The sequence below is a fragment of the Halanaerobium sehlinense genome (genome assembly GCF_055379485.1).
Genome location: NZ_AP042442.1, coordinates 803,013 through 825,345 on the forward strand (window position 1 = coordinate 803,013; position 22,333 = coordinate 825,345).

Consider the following 22,333-nt stretch of genomic DNA (forward strand, 5'->3'; position numbering starts at 1 on the left):
TTTTAAAAAGAAGATAGGAGTGAAGTATTAATGTCAGCAACAATAACGTCTTTTTCAGTTTATTTAGTTTTTTTGATGGGAATAGGAGTTTATTTTTATAAAAAAACTTCTAGTTTAGAGGATTATTTAATTGGTGGTAGAGCAATGGGAAGCTGGGTTACTGCACTCTCTGCCCAGGCCAGTGATATGAGTGGATGGCTTTTAATGGGGTTACCCGGAGCTGTTTATTTAGGAGGAACAAGTCAGGCCTGGATTGCTATTGGGCTTTTCATTGGAACAGTCTTAAACTGGAAGTATGTTGCAGCTCGCCTTAGAGTATATACGGAAAAAACTGATTCAATGACTTTACCATCATTTTTTGAAAAGAGATTTGGTGATTCAACAGGTTTATTAAGAATCATTTCTGCAGCAATAATTTTATTGTTTTTTACTATTTATTCTGCTTCAGGTCTTGTAGCTTCAGGTAAATTATTTGAATCATTATTTAATATCGAATATCGATTAGCCGTTATATTTGGTGGTCTAGCAATAGTATCGTACACTTTTTTGGGCGGATTTATGGCAGTATCCTGGACTGATTTTTTTCAGGGTATATTAATGTTTTTTGCAATTACTATAGTTCCTACAATAGCTTATGGTGAAATTGGAGGAATGGGTTCCATAATTGAAATGACAGCAGAAAATGGAGTCTCTTTATCATTAATGCCGGAAGGATTTACTTTTGCGGCTGTTATTTCGGCAGCTGCCTGGGGCCTTGGTTATTTTGGCCAGCCCCATATTTTAGCACGTTTCATGGGGATTGATACAATAAAAAAAGTAGCATCAGCTCGTAAAATTGCTGTTGTTTGGGTGGCAATTTCTTTAACTGCAGCAGTTTTTGTCGGGATTATTGCTGTTCCTATGTTTCCTAATATAGCAGATAGCGAAAAAGTATTTATAGAAATGATCGCAGAAATATTTAATCCCTGGTTAGGAGGGATTTTGTTAGCTGCAATTTTATCTGCAATTATGTCGACTATTGACTCACAACTTTTAGTTTCTTCTTCAACTCTAACAGAAGATTTTTATAATAAAATTGTATCTAGAGAAGCCAGTGAGTCCGAAAAAATGTGGGCTGGTAGAGCTTTTGTTATTATAATTGCAGTCATTGCATTTATACTTGCTTTAAACCCTGATAACAGTGTTTTAGGTCTAGTTTCTTATGCCTGGGCTGGTTTAGGGGCTGCCTTTGGTCCAGTTGTTTTATTTGCGCTATTTTCCAGGGAAACATCATGGCGCTCTGTTTTAACTGGTATGCTTTTAGGGACTATCACTTTGATTTATTGGAAAGAAAGTGGTTTAGGCAGTACTTTATATGAAATTGTGCCTGGATTTTTAGTCAATACAGCTGTGATTATGATTGGCAACAAGATATATAGTCAAAAAGATAAAGAAGTTCTGGCTGAATTTGATAAGGTTCAAGAAATTTATGAGAGAGATATCTAATTTACAATTTTAAGTTCATGCTTTAAAAAATAATTTTACTGAAATTCCTTAAAGAATTTATTTTGATATAAAAATTGTAGTTGATGCTTAAGGGAAGGATGGATGTTGATGAGAATTTATTCTTGGAATGTAAATGGAATTAGAGCTGTTAAAAGAAAAGGTTTTTTAGATTGGATTGAAGAAGAACAGCCCGATGTTTTAGGACTGCAGGAAATTAGAATTCAGGACCACCAGCTAAAAGATAAATTAAGAGAAATCGAAGGCTATCATTCCTATTTTACCTTTGGTGAAAAAAAGGGATATAGTGGAGTAGCCTTATATACTAAGAAAAAACCACTTGATGTCTGGCATGGCCTGGGAATTAAAAGGTTTGATCGTGAAGGTAGAGTTATAGCAGCAGAATTTGATGATTTTTATCTTCTAAATATATATTTTCCTAATGGTAAACGCAGCAAAGAAAGATTGAACTATAAATTAGATTTTTATGACGCCGTTTTAGACTATTGTGAAGATTTAAGGGAGAACGGAAAAGAAATTGTTGTTTGTGGTGATTATAATACTGCTCATCACCCGATTGATCTTCATGATCCTGATTCTAATGTTAAGACATCTGGTTTTATGCCGATTGAAAGAGAATGGCTTGATAAGTTAGAAGAGCATGGGTATATAGATACCTATCGCTATTTCCATCCGGATAAAGAGACTTATTCCTGGTGGAGCTATAGAACCCGAGCTCGAGAGAGAGATGCGGGCTGGAGGATAGATTACCATTTTATTTCTGGAGGTCTTGAAGATAAATTACAAAATGCTGATATTTTGACTGATGTAATGGGATCTGATCACTGTCCAGTTACAATAACCCTTGATTTAGAATAAAATAAAAAATATAATTTACAGAGCAGCCTCATTTCAGTTTAAAGGCTGCTCTTTTTAATTTTCTTCAGAAAAATATTCAACTATTTGATAAATCTATGTTTGGCTGGTAAGCTGATCTTTTTTTAAGAAGAAATGGGCTATAAATATTCCCAATAATGCAAGTAAAATAGTTGGATAAAAAACATAATAATAGCTGCCTAAAATATCTCTAATACTTCCAGATAACAGATTGCCAATTACAGCTCCAACCCCATAGGCAGTAAATAAATAGCCATAGTTTTTACTATAATTTTTCTTACCAAAAAAATAAGATGTTGCTGCTGGAGCAATAGCCAGCCAGCCGCCAAGGTTAAGCCAAAAAATAGAAAAAGAAATAAAATATAAAATGGGATTAGCAGAGTCATTGATAATCATTAGTAGAGAAGCAAAAATAATTAAAGAAAAAGAAATAATAGCAGTGTTTTTTGCTTTGATTTTATCAGTTAGAGCACCAAAAATTGGGCGGCCAATACCATTGAAAATAGCAAAAAGTGAAACATAAATTGAGGCTGCCGCTGAATTTAAATTAATTAATTCCTGAGCAACTGGACCAGAAATTGCAATTGCCATTAAGCCAATAATTGTTCCTATGACAAAAGTTGACCAAAGAGCATAAAAACTTTTGCTTTTCAGCATTCCTTTTGAATCAATTTCTACCTTTGAATTAGAAATATTTTTATCTATTGAGTTAGTTTTAATTTCTTTTGGGAATTTTAAAGGTAAAGCCAGTAAAGTTATAATAAATGCAAATAATATTCCAAGAATTTTAAAAGTTGTAAAAGCCCCAAAATTTCTGATCAACCAGCCTGCTGCAGGTGCTGTAATAAATGGTGACAAACCAAAACCACCCAGGGTTAAACCAACAGCTAATCCTTCTTTGTCAGGAAACCATTTAGCTGCAACTGCCATTGGCGCACCATAGGCTATTCCAACTCCACTTCCTGCAATAACTCCATAACTAATAGTAAGCATTGTAATTGAGTTTGCAAAACCGGATATAAACCAACCTACAGAGATAAAAAGGCCACCAATTATAGTCATATTTCTGGGCCCGTATTTATCCATATAGCTGCCGGCAAAAGGCATCGCAAGTGCATAAAAAACTAAAAAGAACATATAAGGTAAGCCGCTTTCTGTTGCACCAATATTAAAAGAATTTTCAATAGCTTTTCTAAAAATACTCCAGGAATATATTGTCCCCATACACATAAATATTATAAGACCTAAAGGAATATAAAACCATCTTTTTTTATTTTCAATTATTAAATGAAGATTTTCTTTTTTCATTTTGCCTCCTTCATATTTTAGACTTGAATTAATTAATACCAGCAATTATAATTAAAATAATCATAACAAAAATACTTTACTTTATCAAGTTAACTCACTAAAATTTAAATCTTATAAATTTAAAGGAGAAAAATATGAATAAAAAGATAATGGCAGTAATCAATCCAGCTTCATCAGGAGGAAAAACTGCTAAAATATGGCCAAAAATTAATAAATATTTTAAAAATGAATTTATAAACTTCAATGAGAAATTTACTACCAAACCAGGTGATGCTGTTGAGATTGCAAAAGAAGCTGTAGAAAAAAATTATGACTATTTGCTGGCAGTGGGTGGAGATGGAACTGTTAATGAAATTATCAATGGTATGCTTCTAGTTGAAGCTGAAAATATCTGTACAAAGCTAATTATTTATGCCCAGGGAACTGGTTCTGATTTAAGTAGAACTTTAAAACTACCAAAAGATATTGACCAATTTATTAAAATGATAAAAAGCGAAAAAAGCAAGAAAATCAATGTAATAGAAGCAGAATTTTTTAATGAAAAGCGTGAAAAAGAAAGTAGATATTTTTTTAATGTGGCTGACTGTGGTATGGGAGCTGAGGTTGCCAAAAAATTAAATGAAGATAATAAGATAGTTTCCGGAAGTTTAAATTACCTGGTAAAAATCTTCTCTGTTTTATTTAATTATCAAAATAAAGATATGAAAATAGAGGCTGATAATGAACTAGTTTATCAGGGGAAAATAAATACTGCAGTCGTAGCCCACGGCATGTATTTTGGTGGAGGAATTAAAGTTGCTCCAGAAGCAGATTTATATGGCAGCAGTTTAAATTTAGTGCTGCTCAAAGACTTTTCTAAATTGGGAATAATACTAAATCTAATTAAAGGCTATCAGGGAAATCACCTTTCACATCCTTTAGTTGAATCACATCAGGCTAAAGAAATTAAAATTACAACAAAAGAGGAAGTAAGGTTAGAATTAGACGGTGAGTCTGTTGGATTTTGTGATGCCTGCTTTAAAATTTCCGATAAAGAAATATCTGTTTTAATTTAATGTTAAATTAATGTTAAATTTGCTTATAACTTTTGACTTAAAAATAATGATGGTATAAGCTTATAAAAGAGTTAACCAGTTTTAAATTTTAATAATAGTCAAAAAGAAATCAGTTTATTAAAAGGGAGAGATAGTTAATGAAATATAAGGTTGCTTTTGTTTGTGTTGGTAATTCTTGCCGCAGTCAGATGGCAGAAGGTTTTGCAAGAGAATATGCCGGAGATATACTAGATGTTTATAGTGCGGGAACTGATCCTTCTTCAGAAGTTAAGCCAAATGCTGTTAAGGCAATGAAAGAAAAAGAAATTGATATCAGTGATCAGTATCCAAAATTATTAGAGGAAATACCTTCCGAGTTAGATATTTTAATTACTATGGGCTGTGGAGTTGAGTGTCCATATATCCCCTGTAAATTTAGAGAAGATTGGGGTTTAGATGATCCTGATGGTCAGCCAATGGAAGTTTTTAGAGAAACCAGAGAAATTATTGATCAAAAAGTTAAAGATTTAATTGAAAAAGTAAGAAATGGTGAAATTTAAAAACAGTGTTTTTTAAATCACATATTGAGTAAAAAAACCGGCCAGAGTATTCTGGCCGGTTAGTTATATGTTTTATTTGTCAAATGACATTTACCAATTATTAACTAAGTTACCTGTTACAGTAGCTCCATTTTCAATAGTAAATGTTTCTTTAGCTGCTTTATTTTCAAAGTACACATTACCTTCAACAGTAAATCCAGTTGTTAATTTGAAATTCTCAGCTGAAACATAAACATCTCCTACAAAGATACCAGCTTTAAATCTTGCATTAGGACTTGCAACAGTAATACTTGGAGCTTCCAGAGTATATCTGTCAGTTACATTATGGTCATCATCCTGGTCATAAAGAGCTAACTTACGGTCAACTTCACCTCTGTTTTCATAAGTACCTTCTAAAACTATCTCTTCATCAACACTTAAGTCTTGCTGAATAATTAAGATCCATGATTCTTCTACAGCTGTCATTAAGCTGTCCTCATCAACAACCCGAGAAGCAGATGAAACTGTGTCCTGAGCACTTACTGTTGGAGCAACTAATAGAGCTGCTACCGCAATCATTAATACAATTGTTTTGATTTTCATAAATAAATCCTCCTTTGAAATATTATTAATTTACTCAACTTAATTATATATTAACATATATGTGAAATTTGTGTCAAGTATTATTAGAAATTTATTTTCATTTTTATAATCTATTTTGATTTTAAAAAGGAAAGCTGTCACGAATATAGAATATAATAATGTAAGATGCCTTTATAAAGATATTTTCAGTATGTAAATTTAATTAGAGGTGATATTGTGGAAAAACTTATAGAAATAACTGAATTAAGAAAAAGATTTAAATTAGAACTGGATATAATAGCTAAATTCTTTTCTACTAAAAAACTAAAAATATCAGTTTTAACTCCAGAAAATGAACTTAAAGTCTTTAAACAGCAGAATGATGATTTTGAGAAAACAGTAAAGAAAATTAAAGTTCCTGAAAGCCTTTATAAAAAGATTTTAGAGAGAGAAGAAACTGAAATCAAAGATATTTTAGCAGACTATTTAAGTGACTTTAAAAATAACTTAGTCTTTTTTAAAGTTGCAGCTGCAGAATATATCTATATTGTATATTTTCCTGTGGAAAAAGAATTAAAAAACCACAATCCTGATTCTATAAATCTTTTTAAAAAACAATTAAAAGCTTTATTGGAAGATATATATATTCATGAAAAAGTAAAAGATAATTTAAGTGAGAAGGATTTAGAAAATAAAGCTTTAAAAAAAGAAAAATATATTACAGCATCTGCTCTGGACTCTGTTCCTGGTAATATTTCTATCCTAGATAAAAATGGAATGATTGTTTATACAAACAGTTCCTGGGATAAGTTTGCAGCAGAGAATGATATTTTACCTCAGAATGTGGGGGTAGGAGAAAACTACCTTGAAGTATGTAAAAAAGCCACAGCAGAAGGTGATTTGCTTTCTACCAGAGCTTATAATGGAATCATTTCAGTTTTAAATGACAATCAGGATAGTTTTGTTATGGATTATCCCTGTCATTCTCCAGTAGAAAAAAGATGGTTTAGAATGTATGTGTCTTCCTTTAAAGGTATAGGTTCATATGAAGTAATGATTTTACATCAGAACATTACCAGAGAAGTTTTAGCTGAAAAAAATTTTGAAGATATTTTAAATAAATTACCAGCAGCTATTTTGAAATTTGATTCTGAAAAAAAGCTTGTCTATTTTAATGAAAAAGCAATGAATCTGCTGAATCTAAATGAAAATAATTTAGGACGTCAGTCTATTGATTTAAAAATAGCAGGTAATAGTGAAGATAGATTTATGGATAAACTTAATTATGCTGCAGATAACAAAAAAAGAATAGAATTTAAAGTATTAATCGAAAATAATAATCTAGCAAGTTATTACAGCAACTATCTGATTCCAGAGTATGAAGAAGATAATTTAAAAACAATTACTTCAATAATTCCAGAAGATGAGTTAAATAAAAAAATAAAAAATAAAAAAATAAAGCAGACAAACCAATATCTTCAATTTTTCAATAATTTTCCCTATGCTTCAGTTTTGCTTAATATTGAAGAAAAAATAATTAATGCTAATAAAGAGTTTTGTTTGCTTTTTGGATATGAACGAGATGAATTAAACAATAAAAAACTTGATGACTTGATAGTTTCTGAAGGTAAAAATGAAACTGCTAGAAAACTATCTCATCTTGTTTTAACTGGAACTCAGGTTGAAAAACAGGTTGTCAGAACAAACTCTCGGGGTGAAAAGCTTAATTTGAAATTGATTGCCTTTCCTGTGCTTTTGAGTAATCAAAAAATGGGTATATTTGCTGTTTATAAAAAAATTAAAAGTTTTTGATTTAGGAGGTGGTTTTTTTGGAAAGTAAAGATGGAATTGTTTGTCTTGAAAACGGTAGTCTGACTATTACCAATCCGGTTGGATTGGGAAGATATCCCCGTATTACCGCCGGTGAAAATGTTGATATATATATTGATGGAAGTAAAGAAAATAACGAAATAGTAGTCAGTCAAGATGTAGAAAATTTAATTGAGTTTAAGATTAATAATACAAGAAAAATAAAAAAACTAGATATAGAAATTACTGAAGATAAACTAAAGTCATTTTTAATAATCAAGCTTATTCCAGAACAGATTTTAGAAATTAAAGATAAAGAGCCAGCAAATCATATTAAAGTTGAAACTAAAAGTAAAGAAAAAGTTTTTCCTAAAGTAAATAAAGAAGAAGTAATTGAACTTTTGAATGAAAATGATATAAATTATGGGATAAAAGATAATTATCTTAGTCGGATCCTTGAAAAAAGTGGAGATTTAAGTGGTAAATATTTAATAGCTGAAGGAAAAAGTGCGGAACCGGGTCAAGACTCCGAAATCATAAAAAGTGAAAAATATAAAAAGAAGAATGAAAACTTATTTAATGTTATTGATTCGATTGACAAAGGAGAAACTATCTGCTACAAAAAAGAAGCAGTTCCAGGAAAAGCGGGGGTTAATGTTTTTTCAGAAAAAATACCTCCTTCCCCTGTTAAAGATTTAAAGCTGAAAGCAGGCAGGAATGTTCAGCTGACACCAGATGGTTTAAAAGCAATTGCTTTAGCAGGAGGTCAGCCCAAATTAATCAGGAAAGCTTCTACTGTAGAGGTACATATTTATAAACAGTATATAATCAAAGGAAATGTAGATAAGTATACCGGTAATATTAAATATGATGGTGATTTACTGGTTAAGGGAGATATTAATGATTATTTTAATGTAGAAGTAGGTAATGATTTAAAAGTTCAGGGGAATGTTGCAAATGCTGAGGTTAAAACTCAAGGAGATCTTTATGTTAACAATAATATTATAGCAAGTAAATTATTTATTGGTAATTATCTGGAGCAGGAAATTGTAGTCTCTCTTAAAAAAATCATTAGCCATTTAGAAAACCTAAAAAAAGCGATGGAAGAAATTCTAGGAGAAGCCAATAAAAGAAAAATGGATATTAAGAATTTTAGAACTGGAAAAGTTCTAAGACTGTTAATTGAAAACAAATTCACTGAACTTAAAAAATTAATTTTAAACACAAAAAAAGGAATAAATAATTGTCAGCAGCTGAAAGAATATTTTGAAAAAATAACACCATATTTTAATAACATGGCTAACTTAGAGCGAATTGAAGATGACAGGATTCTTTATAAATTTAAAGATGATTTAGCAGAATTTATTGATCAGAGTCTAAATCAAAAAGGTATTTTAAATATTTATGCTGGTTATATACAAAATTCCGAGATTAGTATAGGTGGATCAGTAATTATAAATCGCCTTGGTTGTTATAACTCAACTATTAAAGCTAAAAAATCTATAATTGTAAAAAGCAGATCTGGATTTTTAAAAGGCGGCTCTTATCAGGCAGAAGAAATAATTTTTACTCAGGAAGCAGGAAGTAAACTCAGTAAAACATATTTTAGAGTTGGAGAGCAAATATTTATTAAACAGGCACTTGGAACTTTAATAATCAATAGTGATAAAGATCGCCAAATAATTGAAAGGGGAAGAAAAAATATAAATTATAGATTAGACGACTTTGGCCAACTAAAAAGTGTAAGTAATTTACCTAATATTAATCAATATCTTTTGCGGGAAGATTAATGAGAGTTTAAATTTTACTGAACAATTACTTTTTTAATAATTATTGCTCTGGATATGACTATTTTATTAATTCTTCTTTTGTGTTACAATAAATATATAATTAATTAAAGAAAGGTACTGGTGAAATAATGAGAAGTAGTGATATTGATACAACAGGAATCGAAGAAGCCCCAGAAAAAGTAGAGTTTAGTGAGGGTGATAAAGTTAATATTCTAGTTTATAAGTTTACTGATTTGGGGGCAACAGTAATCATAAATGATAAATATTTTGGTTTAGTTTATGAAAATGATGTTTATAAAGATATAACTATTGGAGATCAACTTGATGGTTATATTAAAAAAATTAGAGAAGATAATAAAATTGATGTAAGCTTACGTAAAATTGGTTATGGTAGAATAGAAGATGCAAAAGAAAAAATTCTGGCTAAGCTTAAAGAAAAAAATGGTTCTTTACCATTGAATGATGATAGTTCACCAGAACAAATAAAGAAATCTTTGCAAATTAGTAAAGGCAGCTTTAAAAAGGCTATTGGTGGTTTATATAAAGAAAAGATCATTGATATAACTTCTAAAGGAATTAAATTGAAAAAATAATTACAGAAAAGAGTTGTTAAAGGTGAAGAAAATAGCTTTTTTCTTCAAGTGTAAAAGTATTAAATTTATGATTATTAATTTAGCTATTTTAATTTTACTAATTACTGTTCCAACATCAGCCTTAGAAGTTGTTTCTCTTCCTATTGAAAAAAATGAAGAAGAAATTTATCAAATTAAGGCCGAAATTCCAATTATATTGGATTTAGAACAAAAAAATATTCAGGATAATTATAATAAGATATTTAGAGATAATATTTTTGATTTTATCGAAGATACTTTAGAAATGGCCAGATCCAGTCAGCAAGACTTTGCAGAAGCTGGTTTTTCTAGCCATGAATTTATTGGTAAAGTTGATTTTAGTATAAAAAATGTTCAGGAAATTTTAAGTATAAAATTTAATTATTATCAATATACAGGTGGAGCTCATGGAAACCCTTATAGTCTGAGTTATAATATTGATCTTGAAACTGGAGCAGAATTAGAATTAATAGATTTTTTAAATAGAAAAAATATAGCTTTACTAGAAATAGAAAAAATTATAAGATCTGAAATTGAAAATTATCCTGATAAATATTTTCAAGCAGATTATGGTTTTCAAAATTTAGCAAGCGATCAACATTATTATCTTGAAGATAATGAGTTAGTTGTATATTTTCAACCATATGCTATAGGACCATATTCAACTGGTATTCCAGAATTTAGAATTAAATATTGATTGATTTAACTTCATATTTTAATTTGTGATTATTGAGAGCGGCTTTTTCTGGCTGCTCTTTTCTCTTTGTATATTAAAAAGGTTAATTATATTAAATAGAAAAGAAGCACTCTAACAAACATATGTTTGATAAAAGATAAAAGATATGGTAAAATATATTAAACAAACATTTGTTTAAGTTGGAGGTGGTTTGATGGAGCCTAACTATAATAATGCACCTTCAGATCAAATATTATGTGTTGATATGAAGTCATTTTATGCGAGCATAGAATTAGTAAGGCGAAAAATTCATCCATTAAAAGGATACTTAGCTGTAATTGGTGATAAAAACAAAAAAGGTTCAGTTGTGCTGGCTGCCTCTGCTGCTTTAAAAGAAAAATATGGAATAAAAACTGCTCATCGATTATTTCAAATTCCAGATAAAGATGAGATTATATTGGCAGACGCTAATATGAAACTTTATCTTGATATTTCCATGAAAATAACTGAAATTTTTAATTCTTACTTACCATTAGAAGCTATCCATATTTACTCGATTGATGAAGCCTGGCTTAAACTCAATGGGAGTCAAAAAAAATATGGCAAACCAGCTGAATTAGCATTAAAAATAAAAAAAGAAATCTGGAATAAGTATAGATTGCCCTGCAGTATGGGGATTGGTCCCAATATGTTTATGGCTAAAGTTGCTATGGATACTGAAGGTAAAAAAACAGGCCTCTGCAGCTGGGGGTATGAAGATATTCCTGATAAACTTTGGCCGCTTGAGCTATCAGATTGCTGGGGAATTGGCAGTCGTACTCAAAAGAAGTTAAATAAAATCGGTGTCTATACAGTTGGAGAATTGGCCAAATTACCCCTAAAATATTTAGAAAAGAAATTTGGAATCATCGGTAATCAGCTTTATTATCATGCCTGGGGTATTGATTATTCAGAGGTGGAGGGTCATTTTAACGATCGTAAAAAAGCAGTTGGCCGTGGAATAACTTTATATAATGATTATTCAGAGATAGAGGCTGTCAAAACAGTAATTTTCAATCTAGCAGAAGAGGTTGGCAAAAGAGTCCGTGAAAATAATTTAAAAGGGAGAACTATTTCGCTGGCTCTTAGTTATTCTAAAACAGAATTTAAAAAAGGATTTTCTAGACAGCTAAGTTTGGAAAAAGCAACCGATATGACAAGAGATATTTTTAAAACAGCAGTTAAAATTTTAAATAAACATTACCAGGGCGAAAAAGTAAGAAAAATAAGTCTTTACCTCACAAATTTTATCGAAACTAATTATAGGCAGCTTAATCTATTTAAAGATGATTTAAAAAGATCAGAAATTAATAAACTAAGAGATCAGCTGGCAAAAAAAATGGGAAAAGATGTGCTGTATTATGCCCGTAATTTAGGAGCTGGAAATATTAAAAATAGGATTGAAAATACTATTGGTGGACATAAAAAATAGCTATAAAGTAACTTCAATAATTTGTTCAAAAGCTAAGGCTAGAAACTGATCAGAATTGGTTTTTATTTTAACTTCTTTTTTATATTCCTGAATTTTTAAGATTTTTCCTGTTGTATTTTTTATTTTTTTGTTTTCATAATAAATTATTTTAAGGGTCAAATTTTCGTTTAAAGATTTTTGGATTTTAAAGTTGATATCTGCAAGCTGCTGTTGATCAAGTTCTGGTTTATCTTGATTATTTTCATTTAATTTTAATTCTCTTAATTTTCTTTGGTGTTCAACCAGCATTAAAGAATTCCATTTTTTATTACCTCTGTCTTTTAAATTCATAGTCTCACTCCTTGCTTTTAAATATTTAAAACAATACTGATCTTAAAGGTGTTTACTATTAACCAGCTGCCTCTTTATTTAATTTTAGCATACAAATGTTCGTAAAACAATATCTATTTTTAAATAAAATTCAAATAAATTTCCTCTAAATATATAATTATAAACGAATATGCTATAATAAAGTAAAGAATAAAGTAAAGAAATATTAGATTCGTATTGATTGATTTTTGAACTTAGTTTAATGAGATTTAGAAGAGGAGTTGAATTAGATGAAAATTTTAGTTACTGGTGGTGCAGGTTTTATCGGAAGTAATTTTATTCATTATCAGCTGGAAAATTATAATGATCAGATTATAAACGTTGACAAGCTAAGTTATGCTGGTAATTTAGAGAATTTAAAAAATGTAGAGGATAATTCTAACTACAGTTTTTACAATTTAGATATTTGTAATAAGTCAAAATTAGATAAAATTATGCATCAGGGTATAGATTATATAGTCAATTTTGCGGCTGAATCTCATGTTGACCGGAGTATCGAAGATCCGTCTCTTTTTATTAAAACTAATATTGAAGGCTGTCAAAATTTATTAGATTTAGCACTTAAGTTTGGAGTTAAAAAATTTATTCAGATTTCTACAGATGAAGTTTATGGAAGCTTAGGCGATAAGGGTAAATTTACTGAAAAAAGCAATTTGAATCCATCCAGTCCGTACGCAGCTTCTAAAGCAGCAGCTGATTTATTAGTGCAATCTTATTATAAAACCTATAATTTGCCGGTTAATATTACCCGCTGTTCAAATAATTTTGGAGCCTATCAATTTCCAGAAAAGCTAATCCCACTTTTTATTATCAATGCACTTAAAGGCGAAAAATTGCCTCTTTACGGTGATGGTAGTAATATTAGAGATTGGATTTATGTTAAAGACCACTGTCGTGCTGTAGATTTAGTTATGCGTAGAGCAAATATTGGAGAAGTCTATAATATCGGAGCTAATAATGAAAAAACTAATTTAGAAATTACCAGAAAAATTTTAAAGCTTCTTTCTCAAACAGAGTTATTGATAAAACATGTAGAAGATCGTAGGGGTCATGACTATCGGTATGCAGTTAACAGCAGTAAAATCAAAGAAGATTTAGGCTGGGAACCTGAGTTTGATTTTGAACGTGGGATTAGGAAGACTTTAAACTGGTACCTGGATCATAAAAGCTGGTGGCAGAAGCTAATTGATTCTAAAGATTAACATTAAATTGAGATTGATATTCATTTTTTGTGATTAACACCTTGTCATTTAACTTAATTAATAATATAATTAGTTAAGAACATTAGTTAAAAATAACAGCTATTAACTATATTTATAGACTATGAAAGGGTGTATTTATGCATATTGAAAGCCTTAAATACTTTCAGGAAATAGCAAAGTTAAAAAGCATATCTAAGGTAGCAAATAATTCTCATATTTCTCAACCAGCCTTAAGCCAACAGATTCAAAAGCTTGAAGATTCACTGGGAAATGAGTTATTTATTCGCAGTAACCGAGGAGTAAAACTAACAGAGTCGGGGAAAATAGTATTAAAATATGCAGACAATATAATACGGACTTATAATAAGATGCTTTCCGATTTAAATGATCAGGAAAGTAAAGAAATAAAAATAGAAGGAGAACATACAATTGCTACTTATTGTCTCCCCTGTGCAATTTTAAATATGAACTTTAAATTTCCCAACCACAAGTATAATCTTGTGTCTGCATCTTCTGATAAAATTGAGCAGGATGTTTTAAGCGATATCTGCGAGGTGGGTTTTACAACAAAACCAGCTCAGGCAGAGAATTTGCATTCTGAAGAAGTAATTAACGAAAAAGTTGTATTGATTTCTCCTCCAGCTTTTGATTTACCTGAAAAAGTGAATCTGGAAGAAATTTTAGATCATAAATTTGTAATATTGAAAGAAGACTGCATAATAAAAGAAAACTTTAAAGATGCACTGGAAGATTTGGGGAGAGATTTTTCCGAGATGGAAGTCATATCTCGTTTGGATTCAACCGAAGCAATTAAAACCTTAGTTCGCAAGGGTTATGGGGTTGCTTTTGTACCATATAATGCAGTTAGAGATGAATTTAGTGCTAAGGAAATTAATGTATCAAGAATTAAAGATTATAACCTGGATTATGATATTTATATGATTAATAAAAAAGCAGATTTTTTATCAGATGATGTAAAGGAATTTATAGCAAATTTCAAAAAATTAGGGAAGCATATTTGTTATTAAAGATCGGAGTAATTTTTTATGAGAGAAATAGCTTTTCATAAAACTTATTTAAGCGGTAATGAAAAAGATTATATAGAAGATGCTTTAAAAAAAGACAGTATTAGTGGTGATGGTTTCTACACAAAAAAAGTGAGTGAATTTTTGGAAAATAAATTTAAATTACCTAAAGTTTTAATGACAACTTCTGCCACTCATGCTCTAGAAATGGCGGCTCAGTTAGTTGGACTGCAGGAAGGTGATGAGGTTATAATGCCTTCTTTTGGCTTTAGTTCTACAGCAAATGCAGTAATCAAATGTGGAGCTAAACCAATTTTTGCTGAAATAAAAGCTAATACTTTTAATTTAGATCCTGCTGATTTTAAAGCAAAAATTTCTGACAAAACTAAAGCTGTAATCCCGGTTCATTATGCAGGAATCAGCTGTGAAATGGAATCAATAAAAAAAATAGCTAAAAAAAATAAGATTGTTATAATTGAAGATGCAGCACATGCTGTTAACAGTTTTTATCAGGGTAAAGCGGCAGGGAGTTTTGGGGAATTTGGATGCTACAGCTTTCACGGCAGTAAAAACTTCAGCAGTGGTGAAGGTGGTGCTTTAATAATAAATTCAGAAGATAAGCAGCTGCTTAAAAAAGCAGAGATAATTCGGGAAAAGGGAACAAATCGCTCTAGCTTTTTAAGAGGAGAGATTGCAAAATATAATTGGGTTGGTGAAGGTTCTAGTTACTTACCCTCAGATATCTTAATGGCATTTTTATTAGCCCAATTAGAAAATATGGACGAGATAACTAAAAAAAGAAAAGAAATTTTTGACTTTTATAATTATCATCTCCAAGAATTTTTAGTTGAGGATTTTTTCGATATTATTCCTCAGATACCAGACGATAGGAAGAGTAATTATCATTTATATTATTTAAAGTTTAAAAATCAAAAGATAAGAGATTTTATTCTAAAAAAGCTCAGACAAAGAGGAATAGAAGCTTCTTTTCATTTTCAACCACTACATGCTTCTCCAATGGGAAAAAAGTTAGGCTATCAAAAAGAAGATTTACCTCTTACAAATCAGATAGCAGATTCGATGCTGAGGCTTCCGATTTATCCAGATCTAAGTCAAGTAGATCTAAATTATATTATCAATGAGCTAAAAAATATATTTTTAGAAATAAAGCAGGCAGGTGTTTAGCTGATGGCTGACTTGATTTCTATTGTTGTTCCGGTTTATAATGGCGAAAATTCTCTGGCAGAACTTTATTCAGGCATAAAAAAAACGTCTGCAAAAAATAATTTTGATTTTGAATTGATTTTTGTTGATGATAATAGTCCGGATCAAAGCTATAAAAAAATATTAGAACTGAATAAAAAAGATAGCAGAGTTAAAGGCATTCAACTGGCAGAAAATTTTGGCCAGCAGAATGCTATTTTTTGCGGTTTTAATTATGCGTCTGGAGACTATATTATTACGATGGATGATGATTTACAGCATCGACCTGATGATATTAAATTGCTTTATCAAAAAATTAAAACTGGTTTTGATGTTGTTTATGCAATCCCGGAGACAAGAGAATATACTTTTTATAGAAGTTTGGGTTCAAAATTGACAAATAAACTTTTTGATTTAATCACCCCTAAAAATGAAGAGCTGAGGGTCAGCAGTTTTAGAATAATTAATCGAGAAATAATGGCTAAAATATTAGCATCTGATAAATCATTTATTTATATTTCTGCCATCATTCTTCAGGAAAAGGCAAAAGTGGGGAATATTTTTATCAGGCAGGAACAGCGAAAATATGGAGAATCTAATTATAACTTTATTAAACTTTTTAAATTATTTTTAAAATTATATATCTATTATGGTAAGCTACCACTGTTAAAATATCTGCGCTCTCAATCAAAACAATATTTGATTAAAACCAGTACCTTTGCTGATGAAAATTGAGAAGCAGCCAAAAAATATATCCATGAAACTTTTATTAGAATATTAGAGCAGAAGAAAGAGGTAGATTTATGAGACTTTTAGTTTTGGGTGGGGGTAATGGCCAGTTGAGCTTAATAAAAAAAGCTAAGGAAATGGGTCACCAGGTAGTTGTTTCAGATTATTACCCTGATGCACCTGGCAAAAAAATAGCAGATTTTAGTTCTGAAAGCAGTACTTTTAACATTGAAGATAATCTTGAAACTGCCGAAAAATATCAAATTGATGGAGTTTTAACAGCTGGAACCGATCAACCTGTTTTTACAGCAGCAGTTGTTGCAGAAAAATTAAATTTAAATCAATATATAACTGTGGAAACAGCTAAAGCAGTGACAAATAAAGAAGTGATGAAGAATAAATTTACTGCAGCTGAAACTCCAACAGTTAAATATAGAATTCTGGCTGCTGATTTCTTAGATTCTGATCTGGAAGATTTCAAGCGACCATTTGTTGTTAAACCTCTGGACAGCCAGGGGCAGCGTGGTGTTTTTAAGATTGATTCTATTGAAGAAATTAGAGAAAAATTTAACGAAGTTTTGAGTTTTTCCAGACAGGATAAAATTTTAGTAGAAGAGTATTATAGATCAGATGAGATAACAGTCAGCGGCTGGGTTACAGATTCTAAATTAAAAATATTAACAGTCACTGACCGGGTTCGTTTTGAAGAAGATATTCATATTGGTATCTGTTCATCCCATTTATTTCCTTCTAAATATTTGAAAGAATATTATCTAGATATTAAAAAAATAAGTAAAAAAATAGTTAGTTCATTTGAAATCAAAAATGGGCCAATTTATTTTCAATTTCTTATAGGTAAAGAAGGAATCAAAGTTAATGAAATAGCCTGCAGAATTGGCGGTGCTTATGAAGGTGATTTTATTCCCTATTTAACAGGTGTTGATATTTTAGAATTAATGGTTAATTTAGCAGCTGGGAAAAAAATTGATACTGGTCCACTGGAGGAATATTCTCTTAAAAATAATACTAAATTTTTATCTTCACAGCTATTTTTCGCTGAGCCTGGATTAATAACCCAAATTACTAATTGTGAAGATATTTTGGCTCTGGACGGAGTTTTAAAAGTGGGTTTTAATTATCAAGTTGGGGCTGAAATTCCTAATATTGAAAATGCTACTGCTAGAGCAGGACATTTCATTGTTTCAGCAGCTAGTAAAAACAAGCTCAAAAAAAGGGTGGCTGCAGTCTATGATAAATTAGAAATTAATAATAAAAAAGGAGAAAATTTGATCTTAAGAAAAATTGATGAAAATTTTTAACGTTTAAATCAGGAGTGTAATTATGAAAAAATATATTTCAATTATAATAATTTTATTGTTAACTTTTTTATTTTTAAGCGGCTGTGAAAACAATCAGCTGGCTAAAAAGAATAGGATTGTGATTGCTGAACAATATGGACTTGCATATGCTCCAGTTCAGTTGATAAAAGAATTAAACATTCTGGAGGCTGAACAAAATAATTTAGAGCTCGAATGGAAGCAGTTACCTAATACAGCAGCAATTAGAGAATCAATGCTGGCAGGTGAAGTTGATATTGCTTTTATGGCGATTCCTCCTTTTTTAATTGCTAAAGATAAAGGAATGGACTGGAAAATAATTTCTGGACTTTCCGAAAGCCCCTTAGCTTTAATGACTAACCGAGATTATATTAACTCACTGTCTGATTTTAGAGATCAGGATAAAATTGTTCTACCTCAACCTGGGAGCATTCAACATATTTTACTTTCTATGGCAGCACAGCGTGAATTTAAAAATTCCAATAAATTTGATAATCAACTTTTAACAATGAGCCATCCTGATGCGATGAATGCCTTATTAGCTAAGAGAGAGGTCAGTGCTCATTTTGCTTCACCACCCTATTTATTTCTAGAAACTAAAGCTGGGATGAAAGAAGTTATAAGTGGTAAAGAAGCTTTCGGAGGGGATTTTACTTTTATTATAGGAGTTAGTACCGAAAAATTTTACCAGCAGCAGTCCAAAAATTATCAGCTTTTTTTAGATGCCCTTGAGGAGGCTTTTAGTTTCATCCAGCAGCAGCCAGATCGGTCTGCAGAGATTCTAGCTGGTAATTATGATTTGACTAAAGAAGAAATGAAGGATTATTTAAGCTGGCCCGGGATGAAATTCAGTTCTGAAATAAAGGGCTTAGAAAAATTTATCAATTTTATGAAAAAAGAGGGGTATTTATCTGAAATAAATTATGAAAAAGAAAAGCTGATATTCAAGAAGCCTGTTGATAAAAATGAAAAATAAGTATAAACAGCGTTTGTTTTGGGTAATTGTTTTAGCTATACTCTGGCAGTTAATTGCTTTAAGTGGATTTTTCTCAGAAATGATATTTCCGGGTTTAGACAAAATCATTTTAGCTTTAATTAAATCATTAAAAGATGGATCTTTAATTAAACAGATCTATTTTTCTATTTCAATTATTATTCAGGGATTATTTTTTTCAACCGCAGCAGCTTTAATTTTAGCCCTAACAGCCTATTTCTCTGAAACTGTGGCGGGATTAATCGATACACTCACAGCAATTGCTCATCCACTACCTGGTATTGCTTTAATGCCGTTGATTCTAATCTGGTTTGGTTCAGGTCGGACTGCTATTTTAATTGTAATTATTCATTCAGTTTTATGGCCTTTAATTTTAAATTTAAGAACTGGCTTTAAATCTGTACCCGATATTTATACCTTGATTGCCAAAAATTACCGTTTGAATAGAGCAGAGTTTATGTTTGAAATTTTGATTCCAGCCTCAATGCCTTATTTTATTTCAGGTTTAAAAATAGCCTGGGCCAGATCCTGGAGAGCTCTAATCAGTGCGGAGATGCTTTTTGGTGCTATTAACAGCTTAGGTGGTTTAGGATGGTATATTTTTCAAAAGCGGGTGTTTTTTGATTTACCTGGAGTATTTGCAGGGATTATAGTAATTATAATTATCGGGATTTTAATCGAGGATTTTATTTTCAAAAAATTAGAAGCAAAAACAATACAAAAATGGGGTATGTCAAAATGAGCTCCTATTTAGAACTTGAAAATATAAATAAAAACTTTAAAAGAGGCAGTAATACTAAAACAGCTCTAAAAAATATTAACCTTGAAATTAAAAAGAATGAGTTTTTAACAATCTTAGGACCATCTGGCTGTGGAAAATCTACTTTACTTAAAGTAATTGCAGGTTTTTTAGAAGAAGATAGTGGAGAAATTTTAAAAAATGGTGAAAAAATTAAAAAGTCCGGTTTGGACAGAATTATGCTGTTTCAAGATTTTGAACAGCTTTTTCCCTGGAAAAAATTGATTGATAATGTAGCTTTTGCTGTTAAAGCTGCTGCTAAAAATAAAAATCAGAAATTAACTAAAATTCAAATTGAAGAAAAGTCTTTAAGATATTTAAAAGAAGTTAAATTAGAAAACTATAAGAATTATTATCCACATCAGCTTTCTGGTGGAATGAAGCAGAGAGCAGCTTTAGCCAGAACTTTAGCAGCAGAAGGAGAAATAATGCTGATGGATGAGCCTTTTGGAAGTGTTGACAGCCAGACCAGACATGAACTGCAGCAGCTTTTAAGTGATTTATGGTTAGAAGAAGAAAAAACAATTATCTTTGTAACCCATGATATTAGAGAGGCAGTATTCCTATCCGAGCGAATAGTTTTGATGAAAAATGAACCCGGAGAAATTATTGAAATAGTAAATAATAAGCTGCCTCGTCCCCGCAGACGCAGCAGTCTGGAATTTAATCATTTGTTTGAGAAACTTCAGTCAAGGCTTCAGGCCTAACCTTATAAATCTTAACCCACCAATCCTTTTTTTCGATTTCTCTTACTATTCTAACTGCATATGTTGAATTAGTAAATTCTTTTATTAGTACAGCTTTTTTATCTAAAAAAGTCTGCATTTCTGAATAATAAGGATAGAGATTACCATAGAGAATGTTCCAGCTGGGACGAGTATTATAGATGAAATCCATTTCTTCTGGATAAATAATATATTTTATATTATTTATCGCTATATATTCTGGAAAAGAAATATTATGATCTTTTAAATAATTTAGATTTCTATAATCAAGTAATTTTCCGTTTTCAAAATAATAATCTGTATTTAGATTTGCCAGAACTCTGGCATCTTTAGGAACAACTTCTGCAATTTCCTCCAGGTAATCCTGATAATTATAATGACTATCTGAATTTATTGTTGTTATACTGCTGAAAGATAAAATAATTATCAAAGAGATTATCAAAGTTGATTTTATTTTAAAATCTAAATCCTTAATTAGATTAATGAAAATTAAATAAGAAACTGGAAAAATAAAAATAATAGAAGTCTGATTATATCTGCCAATTATTATCAAAGCTAAATTAACAGCAAATAGACTTAAAAACAAATACAAATTAACTTTATCCCTGTTTTGATTTTGTTTATTGAAAACTTTTATTAGAGAGCCAACTGCTGCAGCAGCAAAAAAAGAAAGCTGAAATTTAATGTGGGGGATATAGTAGGTACCGCTAATTCTATAAAATAATTTTTGATAGAAAAGTTTTAAGTTTTCTATTTTTATTAAAAAGGAATCCATAACTCCAAGAGCAGCACCATAATTGCTGTAATTGCTAATAAAATTAGGGTCAAATTGAAAGCTGAGGTAAATGAAAAGTAGAGCAGAAGATCCAAGAGTTAAAGCAAAACTTAAATAGTTTTGCCAATTAATTTTACTGTCAAAGATCAGCTTATAGGTATAGATAATGATAAAAGGGGATGAGATAATAAAGGAATTAGGATGAATTCCAATAGATATCCCTAAAATTAGGCCTAAATAAATATCTTTTTTAACTGAATAGTTTAATTTAGCTCTGAAATTGTCGTGATCAGAACTAAAGTTAATAGACTCAATATTTTTAAGAAAATAATAAAAAGCAGCTAAAAAAATTAAGACTAAGATAATTTCCTGGCGAGCTAAATGTGAGCTATAAATAAAATGAATATCAGCTGCTAAGATAATTAATGCTCCCAGACTTAAAAATTTGGATTTGCTGATTAAAAATGATATTTTATAAAAGAAAATTAGAGACAGTGTCCCTGCTAATAAAGAGATCAATCGAAAAGTAAATATTTGATAATCAAAAATTTTAATAAAAATTATTTGAAGTAGATGAAAAATTATTTTTACAGCATGGGGATTGCGAGGTGCTAGATCAAAAAAACTTTCAGTAGCTTCCAAATCAGCAGTTTCCATAATCTGTCTTGAAAGCCCACTTAACCAGGCTTCATCAGAATGAATAAAAGGGAAATTTGTAAGAAAAAAGATGTTTATAATAAAAAAGAATATAACAATATGCCACATTTCTATATTTTTAATTTTATTTTTAATTAAATTCATCAAATTAAGGCTCCTCAAAAGAATTATTTTCAGGTTAAACTTAAAAACATTAGGTAATTTTAATAGTATAATTAGTATACCATAATTTTCAAAATCAAGAAAATCAAAAGGACTTTCTAGAAACTTTAAATTAGCAGAACTGATTTGTGAATTTAAAAATGATCTGAAGAATCAT

Annotated in this window: 21 protein-coding genes; 17 read left to right on the forward strand and 4 right to left on the reverse strand. The window is 30.3% G+C overall.

Annotation, left to right across the window (positions count from 1 at the left end; translation table 11 throughout):
• The first annotated feature begins 30 nt into the window (after positions 1 to 30).
• Positions 31 to 1,485: a sodium/proline symporter PutP gene (gene putP, locus ACZ446_RS03895; RefSeq protein ID WP_464393827.1), complete on the forward strand. Its 1,455-nt coding sequence runs from the start codon at positions 31 to 33 to the stop codon at positions 1,483 to 1,485.
• A gap of 108 nt (positions 1,486 to 1,593) precedes the next feature.
• Positions 1,594 to 2,361: an exodeoxyribonuclease III gene (locus ACZ446_RS03900; RefSeq protein ID WP_464393828.1), complete on the forward strand. Its 768-nt coding sequence runs from the start codon at positions 1,594 to 1,596 to the stop codon at positions 2,359 to 2,361.
• Between the two features lie 93 nt (positions 2,362 to 2,454).
• Here the strand turns inward: ACZ446_RS03900 and ACZ446_RS03905 are convergent, their stop codons facing one another.
• Complete coding sequence (locus ACZ446_RS03905) at positions 2,455 to 3,687, reverse strand: L-lactate MFS transporter (protein ID WP_464393829.1); 1,233 nt, start codon at positions 3,685 to 3,687, stop codon at positions 2,455 to 2,457.
• Between the two features lie 134 nt (positions 3,688 to 3,821).
• Here ACZ446_RS03905 and ACZ446_RS03910 point away from each other — a divergent pair, with 134 nt between their 5' ends.
• Complete coding sequence (locus ACZ446_RS03910) at positions 3,822 to 4,742, forward strand: diacylglycerol/lipid kinase family protein (protein WP_464393830.1); 921 nt, start codon at positions 3,822 to 3,824, stop codon at positions 4,740 to 4,742.
• A 137-nt stretch (positions 4,743 to 4,879) separates the two neighbouring features.
• The gene (locus ACZ446_RS03915) at positions 4,880 to 5,281 is read left to right on the forward strand and encodes an arsenate reductase ArsC (RefSeq protein ID WP_464393831.1); all 402 of its coding nucleotides are present in this window, start codon (positions 4,880 to 4,882) and stop codon (positions 5,279 to 5,281) included.
• A gap of 90 nt (positions 5,282 to 5,371) precedes the next feature.
• On the opposite strand, the gene ACZ446_RS03920 is transcribed toward ACZ446_RS03915, so the two are convergent.
• Positions 5,372 to 5,863 carry a hypothetical protein gene (locus ACZ446_RS03920; RefSeq protein ID WP_464393832.1) on the reverse strand — a complete coding sequence of 164 codons (492 nt, stop codon included), beginning with the start codon at positions 5,861 to 5,863 and terminating at the stop codon, positions 5,372 to 5,374.
• 216 nt (positions 5,864 to 6,079) lie between these two features.
• Here ACZ446_RS03920 and ACZ446_RS03925 point away from each other — a divergent pair, with 216 nt between their 5' ends.
• The 5 genes from ACZ446_RS03925 (at position 6,080) to ACZ446_RS03945 (ending at position 12,199) form a co-directional block, all read left to right on the forward strand.
• Complete coding sequence (locus tag ACZ446_RS03925; protein ID WP_464393833.1) at positions 6,080 to 7,654, forward strand: PAS domain S-box protein; 1,575 nt, start codon at positions 6,080 to 6,082, stop codon at positions 7,652 to 7,654.
• A 17-nt stretch (positions 7,655 to 7,671) separates the two neighbouring features.
• Entirely contained in the window at positions 7,672 to 9,441 is a 1,770-nt protein-coding gene (locus tag ACZ446_RS03930) for a flagellar assembly protein A (protein WP_464393834.1), read from the forward strand.
• 128 nt (positions 9,442 to 9,569) lie between these two features.
• Positions 9,570 to 10,034, forward strand: a complete 465-nt coding sequence (locus ACZ446_RS03935) for a S1 RNA-binding domain-containing protein (protein ID WP_464393835.1) — start codon at positions 9,570 to 9,572, stop codon at positions 10,032 to 10,034.
• 67 nt (positions 10,035 to 10,101) lie between these two features.
• On the forward strand, positions 10,102 to 10,749 hold the full coding sequence (locus ACZ446_RS03940) for a DUF3298 and DUF4163 domain-containing protein (RefSeq protein WP_464393836.1): 648 nt from the start codon (positions 10,102 to 10,104) through the stop codon (positions 10,747 to 10,749).
• 193 nt (positions 10,750 to 10,942) lie between these two features.
• Positions 10,943 to 12,199 (forward strand): Y-family DNA polymerase, encoded by a 1,257-nt coding sequence (locus ACZ446_RS03945; protein WP_464393837.1) that lies wholly within the window; start codon positions 10,943 to 10,945, stop codon positions 12,197 to 12,199.
• Here the strand turns inward: ACZ446_RS03945 and ACZ446_RS03950 are convergent, their stop codons facing one another.
• On the reverse strand, positions 12,200 to 12,529 hold the full coding sequence (locus ACZ446_RS03950) for a YolD-like family protein (protein WP_464393838.1): 330 nt from the start codon (positions 12,527 to 12,529) through the stop codon (positions 12,200 to 12,202).
• 269 nt (positions 12,530 to 12,798) lie between these two features.
• Here ACZ446_RS03950 and rfbB point away from each other — a divergent pair, with 269 nt between their 5' ends.
• The 8 genes from rfbB to ACZ446_RS03990 all read left to right on the forward strand — a co-directional run bounded on the left by rfbB (position 12,799) and on the right by ACZ446_RS03990 (position 20,564).
• Complete coding sequence (gene rfbB / locus ACZ446_RS03955; RefSeq protein ID WP_464393839.1) at positions 12,799 to 13,770, forward strand: dTDP-glucose 4,6-dehydratase; 972 nt, start codon at positions 12,799 to 12,801, stop codon at positions 13,768 to 13,770.
• Positions 13,771 to 13,907: 137 nt separating this feature from the next.
• Positions 13,908 to 14,798 carry a LysR family transcriptional regulator gene (locus tag ACZ446_RS03960; protein WP_464393840.1) on the forward strand — a complete coding sequence of 297 codons (891 nt, stop codon included), beginning with the start codon at positions 13,908 to 13,910 and terminating at the stop codon, positions 14,796 to 14,798.
• An 18-nt stretch (positions 14,799 to 14,816) separates the two neighbouring features.
• Complete coding sequence (gene rffA, locus ACZ446_RS03965) at positions 14,817 to 15,980, forward strand: dTDP-4-amino-4,6-dideoxygalactose transaminase (RefSeq protein ID WP_464393841.1); 1,164 nt, start codon at positions 14,817 to 14,819, stop codon at positions 15,978 to 15,980.
• Between the two features lie 3 nt (positions 15,981 to 15,983).
• The gene (locus ACZ446_RS03970) at positions 15,984 to 16,733 is read left to right on the forward strand and encodes a glycosyltransferase family 2 protein (RefSeq protein ID WP_464393842.1); all 750 of its coding nucleotides are present in this window, start codon (positions 15,984 to 15,986) and stop codon (positions 16,731 to 16,733) included.
• A gap of 68 nt (positions 16,734 to 16,801) precedes the next feature.
• Complete coding sequence (locus tag ACZ446_RS03975; RefSeq protein WP_464393843.1) at positions 16,802 to 18,046, forward strand: ATP-grasp domain-containing protein; 1,245 nt, start codon at positions 16,802 to 16,804, stop codon at positions 18,044 to 18,046.
• Between the two features lie 22 nt (positions 18,047 to 18,068).
• Positions 18,069 to 19,040 carry an ABC transporter substrate-binding protein gene (locus ACZ446_RS03980; protein WP_464393844.1) on the forward strand — a complete coding sequence of 324 codons (972 nt, stop codon included), beginning with the start codon at positions 18,069 to 18,071 and terminating at the stop codon, positions 19,038 to 19,040.
• Positions 19,030 to 19,800 (forward strand): ABC transporter permease, encoded by a 771-nt coding sequence (locus ACZ446_RS03985; RefSeq protein ID WP_464393845.1) that lies wholly within the window; start codon positions 19,030 to 19,032, stop codon positions 19,798 to 19,800. The genes ACZ446_RS03980 and ACZ446_RS03985 overlap by 11 nt, the downstream gene beginning before the upstream one ends.
• On the forward strand, positions 19,797 to 20,564 hold the full coding sequence (locus tag ACZ446_RS03990) for an ABC transporter ATP-binding protein (protein ID WP_464393846.1): 768 nt from the start codon (positions 19,797 to 19,799) through the stop codon (positions 20,562 to 20,564). The genes ACZ446_RS03985 and ACZ446_RS03990 overlap by 4 nt, the downstream gene beginning before the upstream one ends.
• Here ACZ446_RS03990 and ACZ446_RS03995 read toward each other — a convergent pair.
• Entirely contained in the window at positions 20,521 to 22,158 is a 1,638-nt protein-coding gene (locus tag ACZ446_RS03995; protein ID WP_464393847.1) for an ArnT family glycosyltransferase, read from the reverse strand. The genes ACZ446_RS03990 and ACZ446_RS03995 overlap by 44 nt on opposite strands.
• Between the last annotated feature and the right edge of the window lie 175 nt (positions 22,159 to 22,333).